Annotated in this window: 18 protein-coding genes and 1 pseudogene; 12 read left to right on the plus strand and 7 right to left on the minus strand. The window is 67.0% G+C overall.

Features of this window, described 5'->3' with window-relative positions:
• Nucleotides 1-50: 50 nt before the first annotated feature.
• Complete coding sequence (locus OVA11_RS04040; RefSeq protein WP_268066283.1) at nt 51-1,625, minus strand: ArnT family glycosyltransferase; 1,575 nt, start codon at nt 1,623-1,625, stop codon at nt 51-53.
• 187 nt (nt 1,626-1,812) lie between these two features.
• Here OVA11_RS04040 and OVA11_RS04045 point away from each other — a divergent pair, with 187 nt between their 5' ends.
• The 6 genes from OVA11_RS04045 to OVA11_RS04070 all read left to right on the plus strand — a co-directional run bounded on the left by OVA11_RS04045 (nt 1,813) and on the right by OVA11_RS04070 (nt 10,104).
• Nucleotides 1,813-4,224: a TonB-dependent receptor gene (locus OVA11_RS04045; RefSeq protein ID WP_268066284.1), complete on the plus strand. Its 2,412-nt coding sequence runs from the start codon at nt 1,813-1,815 to the stop codon at nt 4,222-4,224.
• A gap of 158 nt (nt 4,225-4,382) precedes the next feature.
• On the plus strand, nt 4,383-5,390 hold the full coding sequence (locus tag OVA11_RS04050; protein WP_268066285.1) for an agmatine deiminase family protein: 1,008 nt from the start codon (nt 4,383-4,385) through the stop codon (nt 5,388-5,390).
• On the plus strand, nt 5,390-6,268 hold the full coding sequence (gene aguB / locus OVA11_RS04055; protein WP_268066286.1) for an N-carbamoylputrescine amidase: 879 nt from the start codon (nt 5,390-5,392) through the stop codon (nt 6,266-6,268). The genes OVA11_RS04050 and aguB overlap by 1 nt, the downstream gene beginning before the upstream one ends.
• On the plus strand, nt 6,265-6,813 hold the full coding sequence (locus OVA11_RS04060; RefSeq protein ID WP_268066287.1) for a GNAT family N-acetyltransferase: 549 nt from the start codon (nt 6,265-6,267) through the stop codon (nt 6,811-6,813). The genes aguB and OVA11_RS04060 overlap by 4 nt, the downstream gene beginning before the upstream one ends.
• A 145-nt stretch (nt 6,814-6,958) precedes the next feature.
• Nucleotides 6,959-9,007: a TonB-dependent receptor gene (locus OVA11_RS04065; RefSeq protein ID WP_268066288.1), complete on the plus strand. Its 2,049-nt coding sequence runs from the start codon at nt 6,959-6,961 to the stop codon at nt 9,005-9,007.
• 308 nt (nt 9,008-9,315) lie between these two features.
• Nucleotides 9,316-10,104 carry a SapC family protein gene (locus OVA11_RS04070; protein ID WP_268066289.1) on the plus strand — a complete coding sequence of 263 codons (789 nt, stop codon included), beginning with the start codon at nt 9,316-9,318 and terminating at the stop codon, nt 10,102-10,104.
• A gap of 66 nt (nt 10,105-10,170) precedes the next feature.
• Here OVA11_RS04070 and OVA11_RS04075 read toward each other — a convergent pair whose 3' ends face one another.
• Entirely contained in the window at nt 10,171-10,563 is a 393-nt protein-coding gene (locus OVA11_RS04075) for an acyl dehydratase (protein WP_096052787.1), read from the minus strand.
• 114 nt (nt 10,564-10,677) lie between these two features.
• Between OVA11_RS04075 and OVA11_RS04080 the strand changes: the two genes are divergently transcribed.
• Entirely contained in the window at nt 10,678-12,828 is a 2,151-nt protein-coding gene (locus OVA11_RS04080) for a protein-disulfide reductase DsbD family protein (RefSeq protein WP_268066290.1), read from the plus strand.
• A gap of 115 nt (nt 12,829-12,943) precedes the next feature.
• Here OVA11_RS04080 and OVA11_RS04085 read toward each other — a convergent pair whose 3' ends face one another.
• Nucleotides 12,944-13,690 carry a DUF1353 domain-containing protein gene (locus OVA11_RS04085; protein ID WP_268066291.1) on the minus strand — a complete coding sequence of 249 codons (747 nt, stop codon included), beginning with the start codon at nt 13,688-13,690 and terminating at the stop codon, nt 12,944-12,946.
• A 152-nt stretch (nt 13,691-13,842) separates the two neighbouring features.
• Here OVA11_RS04085 and OVA11_RS04090 point away from each other — a divergent pair, with 152 nt between their 5' ends.
• Entirely contained in the window at nt 13,843-14,448 is a 606-nt protein-coding gene (locus OVA11_RS04090) for a thioredoxin family protein (RefSeq protein ID WP_268066292.1), read from the plus strand.
• A gap of 15 nt (nt 14,449-14,463) precedes the next feature.
• On the opposite strand, the gene OVA11_RS04095 is transcribed toward OVA11_RS04090, so the two are convergent.
• Nucleotides 14,464-14,958 carry a hypothetical protein gene (locus OVA11_RS04095; RefSeq protein WP_268066293.1) on the minus strand — a complete coding sequence of 165 codons (495 nt, stop codon included), beginning with the start codon at nt 14,956-14,958 and terminating at the stop codon, nt 14,464-14,466.
• A gap of 104 nt (nt 14,959-15,062) precedes the next feature.
• On the opposite strand from OVA11_RS04095, the pseudogene pgi reads away from it, so the two are divergent.
• Nucleotides 15,063-16,683 (plus strand): annotated as a pseudogene (gene pgi, locus OVA11_RS04100) (glucose-6-phosphate isomerase).
• Nucleotides 16,684-16,692: 9 nt separating this feature from the next.
• The gene (locus OVA11_RS04105) at nt 16,693-17,475 is read left to right on the plus strand and encodes an alpha/beta fold hydrolase (protein ID WP_268066294.1); all 783 of its coding nucleotides are present in this window, start codon (nt 16,693-16,695) and stop codon (nt 17,473-17,475) included.
• On the opposite strand, the gene OVA11_RS04110 is transcribed toward OVA11_RS04105, so the two are convergent.
• The gene (locus OVA11_RS04110) at nt 17,472-19,517 is read right to left on the minus strand and encodes a TonB-dependent receptor plug domain-containing protein (protein ID WP_268066295.1); all 2,046 of its coding nucleotides are present in this window, start codon (nt 19,515-19,517) and stop codon (nt 17,472-17,474) included. The genes OVA11_RS04105 and OVA11_RS04110 overlap by 4 nt on opposite strands.
• A 463-nt stretch (nt 19,518-19,980) precedes the next feature.
• On the opposite strand from OVA11_RS04110, the gene OVA11_RS04115 reads away from it, so the two are divergent.
• Nucleotides 19,981-20,256: a YjhX family toxin gene (locus tag OVA11_RS04115; RefSeq protein WP_012639915.1), complete on the plus strand. Its 276-nt coding sequence runs from the start codon at nt 19,981-19,983 to the stop codon at nt 20,254-20,256.
• 57 nt (nt 20,257-20,313) lie between these two features.
• Here OVA11_RS04115 and rsmD read toward each other — a convergent pair whose 3' ends face one another.
• Nucleotides 20,314-20,880: a 16S rRNA (guanine(966)-N(2))-methyltransferase RsmD gene (gene rsmD / locus OVA11_RS04120; RefSeq protein ID WP_268066296.1), complete on the minus strand. Its 567-nt coding sequence runs from the start codon at nt 20,878-20,880 to the stop codon at nt 20,314-20,316.
• A gap of 193 nt (nt 20,881-21,073) precedes the next feature.
• Here rsmD and OVA11_RS04125 point away from each other — a divergent pair, with 193 nt between their 5' ends.
• Nucleotides 21,074-22,048, plus strand: a complete 975-nt coding sequence (locus tag OVA11_RS04125) for a CPBP family intramembrane glutamic endopeptidase (protein ID WP_268066297.1) — start codon at nt 21,074-21,076, stop codon at nt 22,046-22,048.
• Here OVA11_RS04125 and OVA11_RS04130 read toward each other — a convergent pair whose 3' ends face one another.
• The gene (locus OVA11_RS04130; protein ID WP_268066298.1) at nt 22,049-23,287 is read right to left on the minus strand and encodes a pseudouridine synthase; all 1,239 of its coding nucleotides are present in this window, start codon (nt 23,285-23,287) and stop codon (nt 22,049-22,051) included.
• Nucleotides 23,288-23,304 lie beyond the last annotated feature (17 nt).

Raw genomic sequence — 23,304 nt, forward strand, 5'->3', positions numbered from 1 at the left:
CTGCGAACGCTTGCTGGAAAAGGACGGTGATCCCTCGAAACCCGCCAGACCTAGCGCGCGGGGGTCTTGGGCTTGGGCGGCAGGCCGGTGATCGGATCGCGCGGCAGCGGCGCGAAGCCCTCGGCGATGAACAGGTCAACCCGCCGCGACCGTGTCTTGTCCAGCCGCACGCGCGCGATCTGAAGTCCGGACACCGCCTTGAAGTCCTGCTCGATCTCGGGGCGATAGCCGCCTTCCAGGCTGACGATCAGGGCGCGGCGGCCATAGTCGGCGTCGAGCGGGGTCTCGGTTTCGGCCTGGTTCTGGGGATAGGCCTCATGCACCCACATGCGCAGCGGCGGCGCGCCGGGCTGGCCGAAATAGTCGCGGCCGTAATAGGCGGCGGCGTTGTAGACAAAGCGGTCGTCCATCGCCACGGCGCTCAAGGGGCCGCGCAGCGCCTGCTCTTCGCGCACCCGTGCGATGACCGCCTCGACCGTCTGATCCCAGCCTCGCACCCGCTTGAAGCCGTTAGAAAGGCCCGTGGCGTCGGCGACCTTTGGATTGACCATGCACGCCACGAAGAACGCTGCGAACGCCGCCTGGAGAACAAGGCCGCCGATCAGCCAGCGACGGGCGTTCCAGCGCATTAGCCAGCCGGCGACGATCACCGAGCCGGAGACAAAGGCCGCTCCCGCCCAGTTGGCGTTGGCCCGCGAGACGAACGCCTCGCCCGCCACCACGATCAGCGGCGGCAGGGCGAAGCACAGCAGCAGCAGGTCCGGCGATTGCAGCTTCCTCTTCACGCCCAGCCAGATTGCGCCGCCGATCAGGACGGCGAAGGGAACGGGGCCGAAGACGCCGAACTGTGAGCCCACGAACTCGATCAGCTCGCGGACATTGAACAGCTGGTGCGCGTTCCAGTTGGCGTTCGCGGCGGTGTGCTTGACCGTCGAAAATTGGTTGGCGGCGTTCCAGAGAAGGTTGGGCGCCAGCACGAGGGCGAACGCGACGATGAACAGCCCGACGAGCGCGGGCGACCAGCGCCGCCGCGCCTCGGACGAGATCGCGAAATGCAGCGCCACGCTGCCCAGCGCATAGACCGCCGCATATTTGGACAGGAACGCCAGGCCCAGCGCCGCGCCCATGCCGGCCGCGAGCGCATAGCGTCGACGCGCCGAGGCGTCCGGCAGGCTGACATAGGCCCAGACCGTCAGGGACAGGAAGAACAGCAGCGGCGCATCGGTGGCGATCAGGCCGGACGACAGCACCACCCCGGGCATCAGGCTGTAGATCGCCGCCGCAGCAAGCCCAGCCCAGCCGCCATAGAGACGGCGGGCGATCCGGTGGATCACCAGCGCTGTCGCACCGTGGAGAAAGGGCGCCGAGAGCCGCACCCAGGCTTCGCTGTCGCCGATCTGGGTCGTCGCCCAGATCAGCCAGGCGATCATCGGCGGCTTGGAGAAATAGCCGAAGGCCAGCTCCCGCGACCACAGCCAGTACTGGGCTTCGTCAGGATAGAGCTCCAGCGGTGTGAGGAACAGCGCCGCCAGCCGGACGATCGTCAGCCCGCCGATCATCAGCAGGGTCAGCCGCCAGGCGCGGCTCTCGATCGAGGGTGACGAAGCGTCAGGAGCGGTCTGCATGACGCCTGATTAGCCAAGTAAAAAAAATCTGACTACTTCTTCCGCGTTTCCATGGGTTTGTGACACTTTGTGGGCCGGCGTGGCCTTTCCGTCACCAAACCTTCTAAATCTTTCGATAAACGGCCGTCAAAGGCACGAAACTATGCGACCCAACGCAAGCGTGTTGATGAATGAGGGGTTCCTTCAGATGAACATGAAACATTTCGCCCTGGCGACGACCGCTCTGGTCGGCGCCCTGTCGGCATCCGGCGCAGCCATGGCCCAATCGACCGGCACCGAAGTCGTCGAACAAGTGATCGTCACGGCTTCGACGGTCCGTAACCAGAACGGCGCCATCGTCGCCCAGTCGGTGCCGAAGGCTCGCTCGAGCATCACGCAAGACTTCATCTCCCGCCAGATCCCGGGCCAGACGATTCTGGACTCGCTGAACATGCTGCCGGGCGTCAACTTCACCAACAACGACGCCTTCGGCTCGGCCGGCGGTGACATCAACATCCGCGGTTTCGACTCGCAGCGCGTGGCGCTGCTGCAGGACGGCATCCCGCTGAACGACAGCGGCAACTACGCGATCTATCCGAACCAGCAGATGGACTCGGAGTTGATCGCCAAGGTTGACGTCAACCAAGGCACGACCGATGTCGACAGCCCGACGGCTGCGGCCGCCGGCGGCACGATGAACTACGTGACCCGCAAGCCCTACAACGACTTCGGCGTGACCGTCGAAGGCCAGTACGGTGAAGAAAACTTCCGCCGCTTCTTCGCGGTGGTCGACACCGGCAAGGTCGGTCCCTGGGGCACCAGCGCCTGGTTCAGCTACGCCAACGCCAAGAACGACATCTTCAACGGCCCCGGCAAGATCCACAAGAAGCAGTACAACGCGCGGATCTACCAGCCGATCGGCGACAACGGCGACTTCGTCAGCCTGATCGCCAACTACAACGAGAACCGCAACAACTTCATCAACCGGATGAACTTGGCGGCGTTCCAGTCGAACACCGGCGTTGGCTATCGCGAAGACACCTGCGCGCGTCCGACGCCGGGCGCCGGCGCCCAGATCGAGACCAATCCGGGCAACTGCTACAAGTACAACATCAACCCGTCGAACACCGGCAACCTGCGTGGCCAGTCGCTGTTCCACATCGGCGAAAACATCATCATCACGGCCGACCCGTACTTCCAGTACGTCCTGGCCAACGGTGGCGGTCGCGCCCTGTTCCGCGAAGACGGCTCCAACACCGGCAGCGGCCTGGTCCGTGGCTCGGCCCTGACCGGCGGTCTGGACCTGAACGGCGACGGCGACATCCTGGACACCGTCCTGGTCTACGCGCCGAACACGACCAACACCCGCCGCTACGGCATCACCTCGTCGCTGATCTGGAAGTTCTCGGACAGCCAGAGCTTCCGCGCCGCTTATACCTATGACGACGCTCACCACCGTCAGACCGGTGAGTACACGCGCTTCAGCCAGGACATGCAGCCGACCGACGTGTTCGGCGGCAAGGATGGTTACGGCGAGCCGATCAAGACCGCCGACGGCGGCATCATGCGTCGTCGCGACCGCGTCTCGCAGGCGACCCTGAACCAGTTCTCGGCCGAGTATCGTGGCCGCTTCATGGAAGACAAGGTGCTGGTGAACGTCGGCGTCCGCGCGCCGTTCTTCAAGCGTGACCTGAACAACTTCTGCTACCAAGCCGATACGTTCAACGCCTACTGCTCGACCCAGGCCCCGACCGCCATCGCCGGTTCGGACGACGGCGCCGGCCAGACCCTGGTCACCCTGCCGGGTCAAGGCTCGACCCAGTACGGCCGTCCGCGCAAGTTCCAGCGCAAGTATGACGACGTCCTGCCGAACGTGGGCGTGAGCTACGAGCTGGCTAAGTACCAAACGGTCTATGTGAGCTACGCCGAGACCATCTCGGTGCCGCGGACCGACGATCTGTACGACCGCAAGCTGACCCGTCCGGAGCCGGAAACGACCAAGGCCATCGACCTCGGCTATCGCTTCCAGTCGCCGACCGTCCTGTTCGCCGCCTCGTTGTATCAGAACAAGTTCGCGAACCGCATCGAGCGCGCGTTCAATGAGCAAGACAACATCGCCTTCTCGATCAACGTCGGCGACGTCGTCTACAAGGGCTTCGACGCGCAACTGGGCTACAAGCCGGAGCAGTATCTGAGCTTCTACGCCTCGTTCTCGTATATCGACACCGAGCTGAAGGCGAACATCCCGGGCACCACCCTGGGTTCGGTCCTGCCGACCAAGGGCAAGGAAGTCTACGAGACCCCGAAGTATCAGGGTGGCGTGGGCGTCAACTGGGACATCACCGAGGCCCTGAGCCTGGGCGTCAACGCCAAGATCGTCGGCGAGCGCTGGACCAACCTGACGAACACGGAAAAGGCGCCGGGCTACAGCCTTGTCAACATGGACGTGCGCTACGAGCTGGACGGCCTGGGTCTGAAGGACACCTACCTGCAGATCAACGCCCGCAACCTGTTCAACGAACGCTATCTGGGCGACCTCGCGGTCAACCCGAGCGGCACGGGCCTCGGCCAGCCGGGCGCGCCGCGCACGTTCGTGGCGACGATCCACGCGCGCTTCTAAGCGTCGGGATCCAAGACCTAGAGAAGGGCGGCCCGGTCGGGCCGCCCTTTTTCTTTGTCACCATCGTTTGCTAAGGAGGCTCGGCTTGACCCCGGCGTCGTGAGGGGCCATCTGCGCCCCCTTCGTTTTCCCTGACCGCTTTCCACTAGGCTTGTCGAATGACCGTCACTGTTCCCGCCGAATGGGCGCCGCACCGCGCGATGTGGGTAGGCTTCCCGAGCCACGCCGAGCTTTGGCAGGAGGACCTGGAGCAGGCGCAGCAGGAAGTGGCTGATCTGGCGCGGGCCCTGGCCGGGCCGGGAGCCGAGCGCGTGCGCCTGTTGGTGGTGGGCGACGAGGCCGAGGCTGCGGCGCGGGCCCTGCTGTCCGACACCTCGGTCGAGATCGTCCGGGGCCAGTTCGGCGACATCTGGCTGCGCGATACGGGCCCGATCTTCATCGACGACGCCGGCAAGGCGGTGGCGGCCGGCTTCAAGTTCAACGGCTGGGGCGGCAAGTACAGCCTCGAGGGCGACGACATTGTCGCCGAACAGATCGCCGCCGCCTCGGGCGCGCCGCTGGTGCGCAACGACTTCATTCTGGAAGGCGGGGCGCTGGACCATGACGGCAACGGCACGATCCTCACCACGCGCCAGTGCCTGCTCAACGACAACCGCAACCCCGGCTGGGACGAGGCCACGGCGAACGCGGCCCTGACGGAGGCGCTGGGCGCCAAGAAGGTGCTGTGGTTGGGCAAGGGCCTGAAGAACGACCACACCGACGGTCACGTCGACAACCTGGCCCGCTTCGTGGCGCCGGGCGTTGTGGCCTGTCCGATGGGCTATGGCCTGGATGATCCGAACGCGGACATCTATGGCGACACCGCCAAGATGCTGGCCGGCATGACCGACAGCCGCGGCTCGCCGCTGCAGGTTGTCCGCATCCCCTCGCCCGGCAAGCTGCTGGACGAGGACGGCGAACCGATCCCGGCCTCGCACATGAACTTCCTGATCGCCAATGAGGCGGTGATCGTGCCGATCTACGCCGAGGAGTCGGGCGCGTTCGCCGTCGAGGTGATCAAGGGTCTGTTCCCGGAGCGTCAGGTCATTGGCCTGCCGTCGACCGCGATCTTGACGGGCGGCGGCTCGTTCCACTGCATTAGCCAACAAGAGCCGGAGACCGCCTGATGGCCCGCACGCTCAGCGTCGCCGCGATCCAGACCTCATACGGCATGGACCTGCAGGCCAATATCAAGAAGACCGAAGGCTTCATCCGCGAGGCCGCCTCGAAGGGCGCGCAGGTCATCCTGCCCTCGGAGCTGTTCCAGGGACCCTACTTCTGCGTCGCCCAGGAAGAGCGCTGGTTCGCAGAGGCTCATCCGTGGCGTGAGCACCCGGTCGTCAAGGCCATTGCGCCCCTGGCGGGCGAGCTGGGCGTGGTGATCCCGATCTCGATCTTCGAGCGCGAGGGCCCGCACTATTTCAACAGCCTGGTGATGGCCGACGCCGACGGCTCCCTGCTGGGCGTCTATCGCAAGAGCCATATCCCCGACGGTCCGGGCTATATGGAGAAGTACTACTTCCGGCCCGGCGACACCGGCTTCAAGGTCTGGGACACGCGCTTTGGCCGGATCGGCGTCGGCATCTGCTGGGATCAGTGGTACCCCGAGTGCGCCCGCGCCATGGCCCTGATGGGCGCCGAGGCTCTGTTCTATCCCACCGCCATCGGCAGCGAGCCGCATGACCCGAGCCTCGACACCGCTCTGCCCTGGCGGCGGGCCATGCAGGGGCACGCGGTCAGCAATGTCATCCCGGTGATCGGCGCCAACCGCATCGGCTTCGAGCCGTGGGATGGCTATCCGAACGGCGGCCAGACCTTCTATGGCTCGTCCTTCGTGGCCGACCATCGCGGCGATCTGGTCAGCGAACTGGGCCGCGCCGACGAGGGGTTGGTCAGCGCGACCTTCGACCTCGACTTCCTGACCACGCACCGCGCCGCCTGGGGCTTCTTCCGTGATCGCCGGCCGGAGCTCTATACGGCCCTGTCGAGCGGCCGCCCCGCGTGATCGAAACAGACCGCCTGGTGTTGCGCCCGGCGGTCGACGCCGATCGGGAGGCGATCGCCGATCTTAACGCCCGGCCCGAAGTGGGCGCCTGGCTGGGCGGGGTGCGCTCGCGCGCCGAAAGTGACGGCTTCGTCGACCGGGTCATGGCGCACGAGGCCCAGCATGGTTTCGGCTTCTGGGTGGTCGAGCGCAAGGCGGACGTCCGCCTTGTCGGCATGACCGGTGTCTGGTGGGTCCCGCCCGCGATGAACATGCCCGACACGACCGAGATCGGTTGGCGCTTTCTGCCCGAGGTCTGGGGACAGGGCTACGCCACCGAAGCCGCCGAAGCGGCGCTTGCACATGGCTTCGGGGTCCTGAAGCGGCCCGAGATCATCGCCTTCACGGCCCGAACCAACCTCGCGTCCCAGGCCGTGATGCGCCGGATCGGCATGACGCCCGCGCCGGCGCGCGATTTTCTGCATCCCAGACTGGCGGAGGGCGATCCGCTGCGGCCTCATGTGACGTTCGTGGCTTATCCTCAAGTCGGTCGCGACGGCGACTGAGGCTATCCGCCCACGGACCGACAAGAAGTTCTCCCGCGAAGTGAAAGCGGATTGACGGGAAGATATGTTATTTCATAACAGTCTCTCTAGCAGTCTCTAGGCGGTCGCTCCCCCGATCGCGCATCTCGTGGTTTCAGGACCCAACATGATCCGTCGCGTCGCCCTCTCCGCCGCGAGCCTCCTTGTGCTCGCCGCCGCCACCGCCGCTCACGCCAAGGACGCCGCCGCGCCGCCCGCTTCGGCGCAAGACGCCGAGGTCTCGAAGGTCATCGTCACCGCCGCACCCTACGGGGTCTCGGCCGATGCGCTCACCGCCAGCGTCGCCGTGCTGGATCGCACCGACCTGGATCTGGCGGCTCCCAAGGGGCTGGGCGACGCCCTGGCCGGTCTGCCGGGCGTGCGGTCGACGACGTTCGGCGCGGGCGCCAGCCGGCCGGTGGTGCGCGGGCTGGCGGGGCCGCGTGTCCAGGTCCTGACCAACGGCGTGGGTCAGATCGACGCCAGCGCGCTGTCGCCCGACCACCAGGTCGCCACCGATCCCGGCGAAGCCGAGCGGATCGAAGTGCTGCGCGGTCCGGCCGCGCTGGCCTATGGCGGCTCGGCGATCGGCGGCGTGGTCAACATCATTGATGATCGGATCGCCGGCCAGCAGCCGACCGACGGCATGAGCGGTCGCCTGCTCGCCTCGCGCGGGACCGGTGACGACAGCTACGCGCTGTCGGGCGCCGTCCACGCCACGGTCGGGCCGATGGTCCTGACGCTCGACGCCCTGAAGCGCGAGAGCAAGGACTACAAGATCCCAGTCTATCCGGAGTCCGCCCGTCAGTTGGCCCTTGAGGGCGAGACGGCCGAAGGGGGCGCGGGGCGCCTCGAGAACAGCGCGGTCGATCTGGAAACGTTCGGCGCGGGCCTCTCCTATGTCGGCGACAAGGGCTTTGTCGGCATGTCAATCAAGCGCACGGACTCCACCTATGGCGTTCCGGGCCACGCCCATGAGCATGAGGGCGAGGCGGAGGCCGGACACGAGGAGGAGGAAAGCGCGGTCACCATCGGCCTGAAGCAGACGCGCATTGATCTGCGTGGCGAGTACGCCGCCGATCTGGGCCCCTTTGCCAAGGTGCGCTTCTCGGGCGGCCACGCGGACTACACCCACACCGAGTTTGAGGGTGACGCGGTCGGCACCAAGTTCACCTCGGATGGCTATGAGGGCCGCCTCGAGCTGGTTCAGACCGAGCGTGGCGGGTGGAAGGGCGCCGTGGGCGTCCAGGCTCTACGCCGCAACTTCGACGCCATCGGCGACGAGGCCTATGTGCCCAAGACCAAGATTACCGAGTTTGGCGCTTTCACCCAGCAACGCCTCGAGCTTGACGGTTACGGCTACGAGGGCGGGCTGCGGATCGATACCCGTGAGCTCGATAGCCTGAAGGGCAAGGCTGACTTCACCAACCTGTCGGGCTCGGTCGGCGCCTTTTGGCGGCCGACGACCGAGAGCTTCGTGGGCCTGGCGCTGTCGCGCTCCAGCCGCGCCCCCACCGAGTCTGAGCTGTTCGCCGAAGGGCCCCACGTGGCGACGCGCGGGTTCGAGATCGGCGATGCTCAGCTCAAGGAAGAGACGGCGACGTCGCTTGAGGCGACGCTGCACTACGGCGGTGAGCGCGTGTCGGGGGACCTGCATCTCTACCTCGCGCGCTATGACGGCTTCATCGATCTGCGGCCCACGGGCGCCGAAGAAGACGGTCTCCCTGTCTATCGCTACGTTCAGACCGACGCGGAGTTCCGCGGCCTTGAGGCTGAGTTCGCCTATCGCGTCTGGACCGATGGTCAGCGGACGGTGAACCTGCATGCGGGCGCGGACTTCGTCCGGGGCTCGTCCGACCTTGGACCGCCCGCCCGGATCCCGCCCTACTCGGTCTCGCTCAAGGCGTCTTACCAGGCGCCGATGTGGTCGGGCGATGTGGAGGTGCGCCGCACCGGCGGTCAGGAACGCGTCGCGCAGATGGAGCTGCCCACCGACGGCTACACGGTGCTCAACGCCACCCTGGCCTGGAAGCCGGCTGGTAATGCGCGCGTGCGCCTGTTCCTCGATGGCCGTAACCTGACGAATGAGGAAGTGCGCGAGCATGTCTCCTTCCTGAAGGACATCGCGCCGTCGCCGGGCCGCCAAGTTCGCGCCGGGATCGCGCTGCGCTTCTAGAGGCCTCGCCGACAGCCGCCGTACGGCTGTCGGATGATGCTCCCGGCTTAGAGCTCAGGGTCTGCGTATCCAACGGACGGTGTCCAACCGTTCGGCGCAGACTCTTGCGTCGGCCGCAGGCGAGTCCGCGATTAGCCCCCCTGCGGGCTCGCCAAGCGCCGGGGCCCGGACCCTCCCCCGGGCCCCGGATTCGCCTAGGACGGAGGCCAGATTGCCGCATCCGGCGGGATCGGCTAGAACCGCGAGCCTTTGCGGTCGTCTTCGAAGTGTTCGAGCGCCCGTTTCCAATTTTTGTCGTAGAGCTCTTCATGACAACGACCCAGTCCGCCGGCGAAATCACCGGAAACGTCCTGTTCTACAACGCGCCCGAGCCGCTGAACCGCGAGCAGCACGCCAAGCTGGCGCTGGTCCACAAGGACAAGCCGTACGCGTTCGCCGCCGCCGGCACCGCCGTGCCGCTGACCGTCTCGGAATTCGCCCCCGCCGCCCTGACCTTCCCGGTGATCTTCGCCGGTGACGACCGGGTGCCGCTGGCCGTGATGGGCCTGAATCAGCAAGAAAACCTGTTCATCGGCGCCGATGGCTCGATCGAAGCCAACGTCTACATCCCGGCCTATATCCGCCGCTATCCGTTCGTGCTGGCCAATGACGACACGCAGGATCGCCTGATCGTCTGCATCGATCGCGGCAGCGATCTGCTGAGCGAGCAGGGCCAGACCCCGCTGTTCGACGCTAAGGGCGAGCCCACCGAATACACCCAGAACTGCATCAAGTTCTGCGACGACTTCGAGGTCGAGCGTCGCCGCACCGACTCGTTCGTCCAGATCCTGAAGGACAACGACCTGTTCGAGCTGAAGAAGGCCACCTTCCAGCCGACCGACGAAGTCGGCGCCCCGGTGGGGGAACTCGTCACCGTCGCCGAGTATTTCGGTGTCTCGGAAGAGAAGCTGAACGGCCTGTCGGCTGAGAAGCTGAAAGAGCTGCAAGAGAACGGCGCCCTGGCTCAGATCTATGCGCACCTCGTTTCGCTGCTCGGCTGGGACCGCCTGATCAACAAGACGATGATGAAACAGGCTGAAGCCGCGAACCTGAACTAAGGTTCAGCGTCAGCGAAAATCGAAGAGGGCGGCGGGCTCGACCCGTCGCCCTTTTTCTTTGGCCGCTCAGCGCGCGAAGATGCTGCGCGTCAGGCACGAGAAGACCAGACGGCCGGCCTCGTCGAGGAGGTCGTGCTGGGCGATGACGATACCCTTGCCCTCGCCGACCGGGTCCTTGCCCATCACGGTCATGCGACCGCGCAGAAGCTCGCCGACCGGCGGATTGCGCATCCAGCGCAGGGCGTCGACGCCCAGGCGCTTGGTCTGCGGCCAAGCCGCGCTGGCTTCGCTGTCGAGCCTAGTCCAAATCGCGAAGATCATGCCGTCCGGCGCGCCGTTTTCCACCGGCCAGCCCGGCGTGAAGGCGGCGATGAAGGCGTCCAGGGCCTTGGCGTCGACCGCGCGTGTGCCCAGCGAGACGACCTGACCGATCTCGATATCGTCGAAGGCGGCGGGCATGGGCGTCTCCAGGATGATTCCTAGACCGACTGTCCGTTGGGGCTTGGCCATTGTCGAGAGCGGGTTGGCGGTCCATGTGTACCGTGACGTTCTTTTCCGTGTCCGGGCCCGCGCATGTTCCTGAAGAAAGCCGTTCTCGCCCTGCAAGCCCTGGTGATGGGGGCCATGCTTGGCGGACATGCCCTGGCGGGTCCTGTCGTGAACTCCGGCCATATCGAGTCCGAGCTCGTGGCCCAGGAGGCGGGGATCGCGCCGGGCGGCACGATCTATGTGGCGCTCCGCCAGAAGATCGCGCCTGGCTGGCACACCTACTGGCGCAATCCGGGGGACGCGGGCGAGCCGACCAAGATCACCTGGGCCTTGCCGGAAGGCTGGAGCGCCGGCGACATGGTCTGGCCAACCCCGGTGAAGACCCGCCTGGGGCCGTTGCTGGACTACGCCTACAAGGGCGAGGTTCTGATCCCGGTGCCGATCACGGCGGCCGCCGACGCCCAGCCCGGCACGACCCTCAGCCTGACCGCCGACGTCTTCTATCTGGTGTGCGAGCAGGTCTGTATTCCGGAACAGGCCAAGCTCTCGCTGCTGCTGCCCGTGGTGGCCGGCGCGCCGGCGCCGGATCCCAAGTGGGGCGCGGTGATCGGCAAGGTGCTGGCCGACGCGCCCAAGCCCGCCGGTCTCAAGGCGGTCTTCAAGCTGGAAGGGCAAGCCCTGAAGCTCGCCGTTACGGGCGGTCCGCTGAAGGGCGCGGACATGGCGGGCGCCTACTTCTTCCCCTATTCGCCGAAGGTCATTGAACATGCCGCCGAGCAGGCGATCGAACGCGGCGCCGAGGGGCTGACCCTCACCTTGAAGCCTGGCTATGACTTTGTCGGCGGTGGGACGCCGCCGGCCGAGCTGGTGGGCGTTCTGGCGACCAAGGCCGGCGCCTGGGAAGTGACCGCGACCGCCGGTGAGGCCTTGGCGGGCGCCTCTGGCCTGGGGCCGCCGCCGGCGGAAGCCGCGCCGGGCGGCGCCCTGACCGGCGGTCTCGCCGGGGCGTTGCTCTTCGCCTTCCTGGGCGGTCTGATCCTGAACCTGATGCCCTGCGTCTTCCCGGTGCTGTCCATGAAGGCCGCCAGCCTGGCGGGGCACGCCCACGAGGCGCCGAAGGCGCGGCTGCAGGGCCTGGCCTTCCTGCTCGGCGTCGTCGCCACCTTCCTGGCCCTGGCCGGCGCCCTGCTGGCGGTTCGCGCGGGGGGCGCGGCGGTAGGCTGGGGCTTCCAGCTGCAATCGCCGCTGGTGATCGCGGGTCTGGCCCTGCTGATGCTGCTGGTGGCGCTGAACATGTCCGGGGTCTTCGAGATCGGGACGTCCGTTCAGGGCGTCGGCGCCGGCGCCTCGGCGAAGGGCGGCGTCAGCGGCGCCTTCTTCACCGGCGCCCTCGCGGTGGTGGTGGCCGCGCCGTGTACGGCGCCGTTCATGGCCGGCGCGCTGGGCTATGCGCTGACCCAGCCGCCGGTGATCGCCCTGGGGGTCTTCCTGGCCCTGGCGCTGGGCTTCGCCGCGCCGTTCGTGGCCGTCACCTTCATTCCGGGCGCCTTGAAGCTGCTTCCACGCCCCGGCGGCTGGATGGAGGTCCTCAAGAAGGGCCTGGCGTTCCCGATGTACGGCGCGGCCCTGTGGCTTGTCTGGGTGTTCGCCCAACAGGCCGGTCCGATCGCGCTGGGCCAACTGCTGGTCGCGGGTGTCCTGGCGGCGTTCGGCGCGTGGCTCTACGGCCTGGCGCAAGCGCGGCGCGCGGTGGGCAAGGGCTCAGCCGTGTCGATGATCCTGGGCTTGCTGGCGGTGGTCGGCGCGCTGGCCCTTGCCGCAGCCTCAGCGTTGTCCGCCAAGCCTCCGGTCGCCGCCGCCGAAGCCTCGACGCCCAGCGGTCCTGGCCTGACGGCCGAGGCCTGGTCGCCGGAGAAGGTGCAGGCTCTGCAGGCCGAAGGCCGCCCGATCCTGGTGGACTTCACCGCCGCCTGGTGCGTGACCTGCCAGGTCAATGAGAAGGTCGCGCTCTCCGGCCCCAAGGTCGCCGAGGCGTTCAAGGCCCAGAACGCGGTGCTGCTGAAGGCCGACTGGACCAATCGCGATCCGGTCATCGCCAAGGCGCTCGCGGACTTCGGCCGCGTGGGCGTGCCGCTCTACCTCGTCTATCCGAAGAGCGGCGGCGAGCCCGTCATCCTGCCCCAGCTGCTGACCGAGGGCATGGTGATCGAGGCGATCGAGAAGGCGGGAAGCTAGAGCCTTTAGCCTGAAATCGGAATCGATTTCAGGCGTTAAAAAGGCTCTAAATCAGATACTTAGAGCGTGACTTAAGCCGAAACCGGTTCCCACTTTCGGCGTCACGCTCTAGCCCCTATCTCTTCTTGTCGCCGCCGAACGGCAGCTTCTCCTTGACCTGGTCCAGCGGGGTCTTGGTCACCACTACCGGTGGCGGCACGTTCACCGGCGCGGTCTTGATCGGATAGGCGCGCCAACCGGTCTGGATCAGGGCGTTGAAGCCCTGGCACCTGGGCAGGTAGCGAACCATGCCCGCACGCGGCTTGGCGAAGGGCGCCGACTGGGTCTGGTCCTGGCGCTTGGGATCGATGAAGCGCCAGTCGGTCGGCAGGCCATAGCCCTTCTCGCCGCCCAGGCGCACCGCCTTGAACGCGACATTGGCCTGGAACGGTTGAACGCCATACTTCAGCATGGCCCGCAGGAAGATCTGGTCGGCTTCCTCGCGCTTGCCCGGCTCACCGATGGTGTAGAGCCAGTCGTGAATGATGGCCGCGCGCGCCGTCGGGCCTTGGGGATCGATGAAGGCTTGGCCATACCAAGGCACGCTGGCGAAGTCGGTGACGTACCAGCGCGGCACCACGATCACCTTGCCGGTCTCGACGTCGCAGTAGGGGAACTCCGCGTCCAGCGTGAACAGCTTGCGGCCGTCCTTGGTCTGGTTGAACAGCATGATCGGTTGCGGCGTCAGCGAACTGGGCGGCGTCGGCGCGACCACGGGCACGAAGACGGTCGTGCTGGTCTGCGTGGCGCAGGCGCTCAACAGCAGGGCGGCGCCGATCAGGGCGAGGGCGGTTCTCGAACGGGACATCGACGCTCGGGGCATGGAGGCTGGAGATGGTCTTCTGAGCGGCCAGGGCCTGTGGATCAAGTCTGTATGGCGAAGTTTCGACCCTCCACAAGATTGCGACTGCGAATCTTCCGCAGATCGCGGGTTTGTGAGAGCTTGGGGCTCGTTTTTGCTGCTGGAGACCCGACATGTCGATCACGCGCCGCCTCGTGGCCGCCGCCCTGCCGCTGACCGCTCTTGTTCCCGCCGTCGCCCATGCCCGTCCTGCGCCCGACTTCACGGCGATCGACGCCGACGGCAAGACTCGCTCCTTGTCAGAGTTTCGCGGCAAGACCGTGGTCCTGGAATGGACCAACGAGGGCTGCCCCTATGTCCGAAAGCATTATGCCGGCAACATGCAAGGCCTGCAGCAGGCTGCGCGCGCTGACGGCGTGGTCTGGCTGACCATCGCCTCGTCCGCCCCCGGCAAGCAGGGGCACTTCGCCGACGGCGCGGCCGCCAAGGCCTGGATGAACGCGCGGGGCGCCAAGCCGACGGCCCTGCTGCTCGATGGCGATAACAAGGTCGCCACGCTCTACAAGGCCAAGACGACACCGCACATGTTCGTCATCGATAAGACCGGCGCGGTGGTCTATGAGGGCGCGATCGACGACAAGCCGACCAACAAGGTCGAGGACATCCAGGGCGCCAAGAACCTCGTGGCCGCCGCCCTGTCCGACCTGAAGGCCGGCCGCAAGGTCGCCACGCCGTTCGTCACGCCCTATGGCTGCTCGGTGAAGTACAAGGACGCCTAACCCTCATCGCGCCGTTCAGGCCGCGGGCCGAGGCGGCGCGATGATTACCTCGACATTGTCGTTGAGCAGATAGGCCATGTCGCGGAGCGCAAGGTCCTGGGCCTTGATGGTCGTGGCGGCGCGCATGGCGGAGAGCTTTTCGGGCAGATCCTGGCTGATGCCGCGCAGGATGCACTTGAGATCGTCGACCGCGCCGCGCTCCTTCAGCGTCAGGTGGCCCTTCATGTCGAGGGCCGCGAGTTCGCTGATCTTGCCCGTGAAGGCGTCGAAGGCTTTCAGAGATGCGGCGGCGCCGGCCGGATCGGCCTTGGCCAGGTGGGCGCGATAGGCCTCGGTCTGGGCCTTCAGTTGGCGGGCGCGCTTGACGATGTCGATGAACAGGGGCTCGCCCGCGACGGAGGCGGGAACAGCGGGCGCCTGCGCGACGGCCGGCATAGGGCCCGCGCCTTGCCCTGGATTGAACGACGCCATCCAGAGCATGGCGGAAAAGGCGACGGCGTCACAGGACATCGGGGGCTCCCGCAAAAAACGTCATTGGTCTGCCATGACGCGGCGGCGCCTGTTTGATAAGCCCGGGTCCGTAAACAGCGATTTACCAAACCTGTGAGGACGACATGGCCGATCTCGACGCCGCCTGGACCCGCCTTGAAGCCGCCGCCAAGGCCGCTGGCGACAAGCGTATCGTCGAGTTCTTCGACACCGAGCCGGGGCGGCTGGACGCCCTGACCCTGGACGTCGCCGGCCTGCATCTGGATCTGTCGAAGCAGGCCTGGGATGAGGCGGGTCTCGAGGCCGCTCTTGATCTGGCCCACGCGGCCGATGTCGAGGGCGCCCGCGCCCGCATGTTCGGCGGCGAGGCGATCAATTCGTCCGAAGGCCGGGCTGTGCTGCACACGGCCTTGCGCGCGCCGGCGGGGGGCGACGTGAAGGCCCTGGGCCAGCCGGTCATGGCCGAGGTCGAGGCCGTCCGCCAGCGGATGAAGATCTTCGCCGAGGCGGTGCGCTCAGGGGCGATCAAGGGCGCGACGGGCAAGCCGTTCAAGGCGATCTTGCATATCGGCATCGGCGGCAGCGACCTGGGTCCGCGCCTGCTGTGGGACGCCCTGCGACCGGTGAAGCCATCGATCGACCTGCGCTTCGTGGCCAATGTCGACGGCGCCGAGTTCGCCCTGACGACCGCCGACATGGACCCCGAAGAGACCCTGGTGATGGTGGTCTCCAAGACCTTCACGACCCAGGAGACCATGGCCAACGCCGGCGCGGCGCGCGCCTGGCTTGTGGCGGCTCTGGGCGAGCAGGAGGCGAACCAGCACCTGGCCGCCATCTCGACGGCGCTGGACAAGACCGCCGCCTTCGGCGTGCCGGACGATCGCGTGTTCGGGTTCTGGGACTGGGTCGGTGGCCGTTATTCGCTGTGGTCGTCAGTCAGCCTTTCGGTCGCCGTCGCGGCGGGCTGGGACGCGTTCCAGGGTTTCCTGGACGGCGGCGCGGCCATGGATGAGCACTTCCGCACCGCGCCGCTGGAGCAGAATGCGCCGGTGCTGGTGGCCCTGGCCCAGATCTTCAATCGCAACGGCCTGGACCGCCGGGCCCGCTCGGTCGTGCCGTACTCGCACCGCCTGCGCCGCCTGGCCGCCTTCCTCCAGCAGCTGGAGATGGAGAGCAACGGCAAGTCGGTCGGTCCCGACGGCCAGCCGGCCAAGCGCGGCACGGCCACGGTGGTGTTCGGCGACGAGGGCACCAATGTCCAGCACGCCTATTTCCAGTGCATGCACCAGGGGACCGACATCACGCCGATGGAGCTGATCGGCGTCGCCCAGTCGGACGAAGGCCCGGCCGGCATGCACGAGAAGCTGCTCTCGAACCTCCTGGCCCAGGCCGAGGCCTTCATGGTCGGGCGGACCACGGACGATGTCGTGGCTGAGCTCAAGGCCAAGGGTGTGTCCGACGCCGAGATCGCCACCCTGGCGCCGCAGCGCACCTTCGCCGGCAACCGGCCCTCGACCCTGGTGCTGCTGGAGCGCCTGACGCCACAGACCTTCGGCGCCCTGATCGCGCTCTATGAGCACAAGACGTTCGTCGAGGGGCGTGATCTGGGGGATCAATTCCTTCGACCAGTGGGGCGTCGAGCTGGGCAAGGTGATGGCGAACCGCATCCTGCCCGAGCTGGAAAGCGGCGCGACGGGCGAGCACGATCCGTCGACCGCCGCGCTGATCCAGCGCCTGAAGCGTTAGGGCGAGCCCATGCGCGGCCTGACGATCAGTAGCGTTTGCGCCGCCCTGGTGCTGACCGCCTCGCTGGCGCAGGCCGGCGAGGTGACGGTCGACGGGCGTAAGGTCGCCTATCGCGAATGGGGCGCCGGCGAGCGGACGCTGGTGATGGTCAGCGGTCTTGGTGACGGCGCCGAGACGTTCGACGCGGTCGGCCCCCGGCTGGCCCAGGGCTGGCGCGTCATCGCCTATGACCGTGCGGGCTATGGCGGCAGCGCCGATGATCCGCGTGTGCACGACGCCGAGCGGGCGGAGGCTGAGCTGAAGGGGCTGCTGGCGGCGTTGAAGGTGCGAAAGCCCGTGCTTCTGGGGCATTCGCTGGGCGGCGTCTTCGCCGCCCACTTCGCGGCCCGCAATCCGGGAGATGTCACGGGCCTCGTGCTGGAGGAAACCCGGCCGACCGGCTTCACTGCGGCCTGCAAGGCCAAGCTGAAGCGCGGGTGTGCGTTCCCGCCGCTGCTCAAATATGCGTTTCCGCCGGGCGGACGCCGCGAGGTCGAGGCGCTGGACCGTATCGAGCGGCAAGAGGCGGAGACGCCTGGCGGTGCGACGCCCACCCTGATCCTGACACGCGCTCAGACCGGGCAGGGCGGCTTCGATGGGCTATGGCTCGAGCAGCAGGCCAAGCTGGTTCAGCGTTGGCCCGCCGCGCGTCTGTTGGCCGCCCCGAAGGGCGGCCATTACATCCACCGCGACGCCCGCGACTGGTTCGTCGCCGAGGTCAGCGGTTTTCTGGCGGGTTTCCCCACACGCTAAAACGTTTGGCGGATCCGGAGCTGCCAGAAGGTGCGCGGATTGATCGCGCGGTCCTCGACGAAGGCGATCGCGCGGTTAGGGCCGCGATTGGCGAAGACCGTACGACGGATGCTGAAGTCGTCCCAAAGGTTCAACTGCGCACGGATCGCTAGGCTCGGGGTCGGCTTGTACTCGGCGAAGGCCTCATAGTACTGCGCCCCGCGCCAGACACTGGTCTGGTCAACGTCGTACGTGCCCTGGCCCAGCAGCGGCAGCCAGTTGATCCCCCACTGGGTCTTGTACTTCAGCAGGTCCTGCTGGAAGCCGATATTGGCCTGGGTCGGGCGCACGCCGGAGATCGGACGATCCTTGCCGGTCGTGGGGTCCTTCACGTGGGTCTCGTTCCAGTCGTTCTTGAAGGTGAAGCGGCCGCCCGTGATCCCCAGCTTGTCGGTCGGGACCACGATGTTGAGGCTGAGCCGGTCCAGAGTGGCGTCGCCGATATTGCCGACGGCCGACAGGTTGCCTGGCAGGGGCAGGCGGTCGATCACGCCGATGATCTCGTCATGGCGGTAGGTGATCGCGAAGATGCCCTCGCCCCAGAAGCGACGCTCATAGCCGATCTCGGTGATCCAGCGCTGCTCGGGTTTCAGCTCGACATTGCCGCCATAGACATTGCCGTCCTCCAGGTCCGACGAGGCGGCGAAGTCCTCGAAGTCCAGTTGGCCCAGCTGCCGTTCGAATCGGAAGCGTAGCTGGTTGTTCGCCACCGGCGTCCAGGTCGCGAGGAACCGGGGCTTGGCGTAGAAGAAGCTCTTCTCGTTCTGCGCATCGCCCGACTGCTTGATCGTCGAGGTCTCCAGGCGCAGGCCGCCCTCAAGCGTCAGGCGCGGATTGACCCGCCAGGTGGCCTTGGAGAAGGCCTCGCCGCGCAGTTCCTCGACCTTGACCGAGGCGCTGGGCAGCGGCACCGCCACCCCGCCCACCGAATAGGCCTGCTTCACGTCCAGCATGTTGTAGGCCATCTCGCCGCCGGTCTCGACGGTGACGGCCTTGCTCCAGTCGTGGCGAACCTGGGCGCGGAAGATCGATTCGCTGCTGTCGCCCTCAGCGGTGAAGCGTTGCTGCGCCGCCTTGACCCCATTCAGCGTCTCATCGTTGGTCGAGACGCTTTCGATGTTCTCGAAGCTATGGATGGCCCGAGTCTCCAGGGCCCAATTGGGCGCCAGCGGGCGGGTGTAGGTCAGGCCGAGCTCCCCAGAGTGGTCCTCGTCGACATAGCTGCTGCGGCGTTCGGAGGTCGCCGAGGTCAGGGTCTGCCACTGGTTCCAGTCACCGACGCCAAAGCGGGCCGTCGCTTCGATCTTGCCGCCGGCCAGGGGCGCCGAATAGTTGCCCCGGATGCTGCGTCCGCCGCCCCAGCTGTCGTTCAGGTACTTCTCGTCGCGGATGATCTTGCCGGTCCCGTCGCGACGAATGTTCGTCCCCGGACCATTGGAGTCGCTGCTGCCGATGCCGTCGCTCAGCGTCACGCCCCAGCTCTTGTCGCCGTTCGTGGCGGTGAACTGATAGCTGCCGCCGTAGAGATCACGGCCGCCGTCGAACTGGCTGGTGTTCCAGGTCAGGATCGACTGGCGCGTGGCGCCCTTCTTGAGGATCACGTTCACGACAACCGAATAACCCTGCATGTCGACGCCCGGCGCGCCGCCACGGATCAACTCGATCCGCTCGACCCGGTTGGCCTGGGTGCGCGACAACACGTTGCTGCCCGTGTCGTTCTTGGAGGCCGGGCGAGCGCCGTTGATCAGAATATTGCCGACCGCGCCCTCGAAACCCCGGGCGCCGCTGCCGTCCTGCACCGAGAAGCCGGGCACCCGTTGCACCATCTCCAGCGCGGTGTTGGGGCGCTGGGCGGCGAAGAAGTCGGGCTGAAAGATCAGCACGCCCCGCTGTGCGGCTTCGGCCTGGGCGGCGACTTGCTCGGGCGTCAGGTCGGCGGCCTGGGCGGCGCTGGCCAGCAGAATGGCGGCCGCGCTGGCCAGAAGCATGGTCTTGGTCATCACTGGTTCCCCTCAGTGACGACAGGTCTGAACGCTCCGAACATTCATCTCAAGTTACAAGCCTGACATGTAGATTACATATCCGATAGCATTACGAGATTTTCATCTTTCTACAATCGATTGCCCAGCGCCATTACTTGGATGATCGCGATTTACTTATGATCAGTGCTTTATTTTTGCCATCTTTATGAGCGCGCCGCTCCCTTGGAGCGAGCGCAAGTGTTCGCCGCATCGCCTTGCAAACGACGTCTGCCGAGGGCCGGCGCGCTGGGGTGCTTGAGCCTTGGCGCGGCTTGGCGCATGGTTGCGTCGTCAACCTCTCTTGTGTGGTTCATGTCCGAGATTGTGCGCGAGGCCCGGGCCTAACAGGCTCCGAACCTCGGTTCGAAAGTCGTCAGGCCCGCTCCGCCCGCGTTTCCCGCCTGGTGGAAGCGCGATCGTACGCCTCGATCTCTCGGACAATCCCTTGAACATCTCAAAGCCGCAGCAACGCACGCTGCACGCGCTGGCCCAAGGCGGCCGCATCGAACTCGAACGTGATGACAATGGCCGGATCATCTCGGCCGACTGCCTCACCCGCGACGGCTGGGCGCTGACCGACTGCACGGTCGCTGTCTTCCAGTCCCTGAAGCGGAAGCGGCTGATCGCCAGCCAGGATGGCGGCCCCTACCGGATCACCCGGCTGGGCCTCGCCAATCTCCGGGCGCAACTCGATAATCGGGTCGGCGCCAAGGCCTGGTGATCTTTCCAGCCTCTGGATCCGGGACAGCCTCTCAGAGGCTTCCGGGATGACGAGCCCTTAGCCCGTCAGCTTGAAGAACAGGACGCGCGCGGCGCCATAGTCGCGCGCGTCGATCTGCTCAAAGCCGTCCAGCGCCGGATCGACCTCGCCGCGCCCCCGCTCGAACATCAGGATCGCGCCGGGGGCCAGCCAGCCGTGCGTGCGCAGCTCCGCCACGGCCTTCTCGCCCAGACCCTTGGCGTAGGGCGGGTCGAGGAAGACGATGTCGAAGGGCGCGCCGGCGCTGGCCGGGCGCGGGCCAAGGTCCGTAGCGTCGCGCCGATGGACGCGGGTGACGCCAAACAGGTGCATGGCGTCGATGTTCTCGCGGATGGCGCCGCGCGCCGCATCGTCGGTCTCGACGAACAGGCAGAAGGACGCCCCGCGCGACAGGGCCTCCAGGCCCAGGGCGCCGGAACCGGCGAACACGTCGATCACCCGCGCGCCATGAAGTTCGGGCGCCCAGGCGGCGTGTTCCAGGATGTTGAACACGGCCTGTCTCGCACGGTCCGATGTCGGACGCGTCGCGTCGCCGAGCGGGGCGGCGATGGCCTTGCCGCGAAACTGGCCGGAAACGATGCGCATCAGGCGGCCTCTTCCCGAACCGAACGGGCGATCACGCGGCGCTTGTGTCCTGCGCCTGAATCCTGATCGCGCATGCTGGTCCTCTTACAAGTCGTAACCGGATGTGTGCCGCCGTCCGCGTCGCGCGGCAAGCGGGCGCTTTACAAGATCGCGGCCGCCCCGTCTTAGTCCCCGTGGGCAGGATGAACGGGCGATGCGAATGGGCGGACTGATGGAGACCGTGAGGCGTTCGCGCTTCCTGGCCGACCTGTCGCCCCACGACCGCGACCCGCGGCGGACCGCGCTCGTCATCCCGGTCGGGATCCTCACCGGCGCCGTGACAGGTCTGCTCGGCGCATTGGCGGCGGTCCTGGCCTTCATGCTGGTCGTCGGCGGGCTGGATGGCGCGGCTGCGGCCACCGACCTGTTCCAGGTCTTCTCCAAGCCCGATCTCGCCGAGCCTACGGGACCACAGTCGCTCTTCATCCTGGCCTGCCTGGCGGGCATGAACCTGGGCGCGGCCATCGGGTTCGTCATGGCCGCCGCCGCCATCCAGCGCCGGCCCTTCGGCGACTACATCAATGACGGACAGCCGCTGCGCTGGCGGTTGGTGCTGGGCGGACTGGTGCTGGTCGGCGTGGTGATGGCGGTGGTGATCGGTCTCGTCGCCGTGGTCTCTGGCCACGTCTTCGAGCCGGTCGTGCTGAAGGTCTCGCCCAATCTGGTCGGGCGCTCGCTCTACGCCATCATCGCCATCGTCCTGCTGATCCTGGCCTCGGCCGCCGAGGAACTGCTTTTTCGCGGCTGGCTGCTGAAGCAGAGCGCAGCCTATATCCGCAATCCGATCGCCCTGATGGCGCTCAACGGCCTGCTCTTCGCGGCCATTCACCTGGATCCCAATCTTGACGCCTTCCTGTTCCGCGCCGCCATGGGGGCGGGGCTGACCTGGATGGCGCTACGCCTGGGCGGCATCGAGCTGGGCATCGGCGTCCACGCGGCCAACAACGCCGCGATCGTATTGCTGCTGCGCCCGATCACCTTGCAGCCCGACGCAGCGCGGGAGTTTCAGCCGGGACTGGTCGCCAGCGCCGTGGTGATGCTGGCGGGTTTCATCGGGATCTCAGAACTCTGGATGCGCTGGCCCGCCCTGCGCCGCTGGACTGGCCTGTCCGCCCCAGCCGCCGCCTGATCAGCGTTTGGGGCCGCGCGGAGGGCCTGAGCGGGTCGTCGGCTTGCCGGGGCGTTCCGACAGACGCCGCGCCGCGCCGTCGGTCGGCTTTGCGCCCGGACGAGGCGCGGCCGGCTTGCCGCGCGCAGCGGGCTTGCCGATGTCGATGAACTTGCTCTCGATCGACTTGGCCGGACGCTTGGCCTTGGCAGGCCCCTTCGCCGGACCCTTGCCGGCGCCCTTGGGCGGACCGTGTGGCGAGGCCTTCTTCTTCGGCTTGGCCCAACCGGGCTTGTAGACCGGCTTCTCGGGCTTCTCCGGCGTGTCCAGGATCACCGCCCGATCGGCGCGCGGCGCGCCCCGGCGTTGCAGTTCGCCCCCGCCTTCGGTGCCCGGGGCCTTGGTGGGGTTGGCGATCCCCGCGAACTTGGGCCGGTCGCCGGTCGGCATGTTCTCGGGCGATACAACGCCTTCGAGCAGCTCGCGGATGACGCGTGGGCCGACCTCCTCGATCTGGCCCGCGGCCAGGGTTCCCAGGGCGAACGGACCGTAGGACAGGCGGATCAGACGATTGACCTTCAGGCCGAGCGACTCCAGCACCTTGCGGACTTCGCGGTTCTTGCCTTCCGACAGGCTGACCGTGATCCACACGTTCTTGCCGCCCCCGGCCTTTTCATGGGCCTTGTCGAGCTTGGCGTCGATCGCCCCGTAGGTGACGCCCTCGATGGTGACGCCGTCCTTCAGCTTGTCGAGCTTGGCCTGGGTCGTGTCGCCGAAAGCCCGGGCGCGGTAGCGGCGGACCCAGGCGTTGCTGGGCGTCTCAAGCGCGCGCGACAGCTCGCCGTCATTGGTCAGCAGCAGCAGGCCTTCGGAGTTCAAGTCCAGGCGACCCACCGAGATCAGACGGGGCAGATCCTTGGGCAGGGCGCCGAACACCGTCGGCCGACCCTTCGGATCATGGTGGGTGGTCATCAGGCCGGTGGGCTTGTGGTAGCGGAAGATCCGCGTCGGCTCGCGCTCGGCCACCAGCTGGCCGTCGACGGTGAGAAAGTCGCCCGGCGCGACCTTGACCGCGGGCGTTGTCAGCACCTTGCCGTTGATCGCCACGCGGCCGGCCTCAATCAGGCGCTCGACCTCGCGCCGCGAGGCGACGCCGGCCCGCGCCAGGGCCTTGGCGACCCGCTCGCCGGGGCCGCCGTCGAGATCTCCGTCTTGACCGTCGAGGTGAGGCTCGTACAGGGGATCGTGGGGTTTGGTCATGGCGCGTCCTTCTTGGG

This window comes from Caulobacter sp. SL161, from assembly GCF_026672375.1.
Taxonomy (GTDB): Bacteria; Pseudomonadota; Alphaproteobacteria; order Caulobacterales; family Caulobacteraceae; genus Caulobacter.

Bases quoted from the DNA above. Each gene is read 5' to 3' on its own strand.
- OVA11_RS04040 (WP_268066283.1), bottom strand. From the start codon at position 1,625: ATGCAGACCGCTCCTGACGCTTCGTCACCCTCGATCGAGAGCCGCGCC.
- OVA11_RS04045 (WP_268066284.1), top strand. From the start codon at position 1,813: ATGAACATGAAACATTTCGCCCTGGCGACGACCGCTCTGGTCGGCGCC.
- OVA11_RS04050 (WP_268066285.1), top strand. From the start codon at position 4,383: ATGACCGTCACTGTTCCCGCCGAATGGGCGCCGCACCGCGCGATGTGG.
- aguB (WP_268066286.1), top strand. From the start codon at position 5,390: ATGGCCCGCACGCTCAGCGTCGCCGCGATCCAGACCTCATACGGCATG.
- OVA11_RS04065 (WP_268066288.1), top strand. From the start codon at position 6,959: ATGATCCGTCGCGTCGCCCTCTCCGCCGCGAGCCTCCTTGTGCTCGCC.
- OVA11_RS04070 (WP_268066289.1), top strand. From the start codon at position 9,316: ATGACAACGACCCAGTCCGCCGGCGAAATCACCGGAAACGTCCTGTTC.
- OVA11_RS04075 (WP_096052787.1), bottom strand. From the start codon at position 10,563: ATGCCCGCCGCCTTCGACGATATCGAGATCGGTCAGGTCGTCTCGCTG.
- OVA11_RS04080 (WP_268066290.1), top strand. From the start codon at position 10,678: ATGTTCCTGAAGAAAGCCGTTCTCGCCCTGCAAGCCCTGGTGATGGGG.
- OVA11_RS04085 (WP_268066291.1), bottom strand. From the start codon at position 13,690: ATGCCCCGAGCGTCGATGTCCCGTTCGAGAACCGCCCTCGCCCTGATC.
- OVA11_RS04090 (WP_268066292.1), top strand. From the start codon at position 13,843: ATGTCGATCACGCGCCGCCTCGTGGCCGCCGCCCTGCCGCTGACCGCT.
- OVA11_RS04095 (WP_268066293.1), bottom strand. From the start codon at position 14,958: ATGTCCTGTGACGCCGTCGCCTTTTCCGCCATGCTCTGGATGGCGTCG.
- OVA11_RS04105 (WP_268066294.1), top strand. From the start codon at position 16,693: ATGCGCGGCCTGACGATCAGTAGCGTTTGCGCCGCCCTGGTGCTGACC.
- rsmD (WP_268066296.1), bottom strand. From the start codon at position 20,880: ATGCGCATCGTTTCCGGCCAGTTTCGCGGCAAGGCCATCGCCGCCCCG.
- OVA11_RS04125 (WP_268066297.1), top strand. From the start codon at position 21,074: ATGCGAATGGGCGGACTGATGGAGACCGTGAGGCGTTCGCGCTTCCTG.
- OVA11_RS04130 (WP_268066298.1), bottom strand. From the start codon at position 23,287: ATGACCAAACCCCACGATCCCCTGTACGAGCCTCACCTCGACGGTCAA.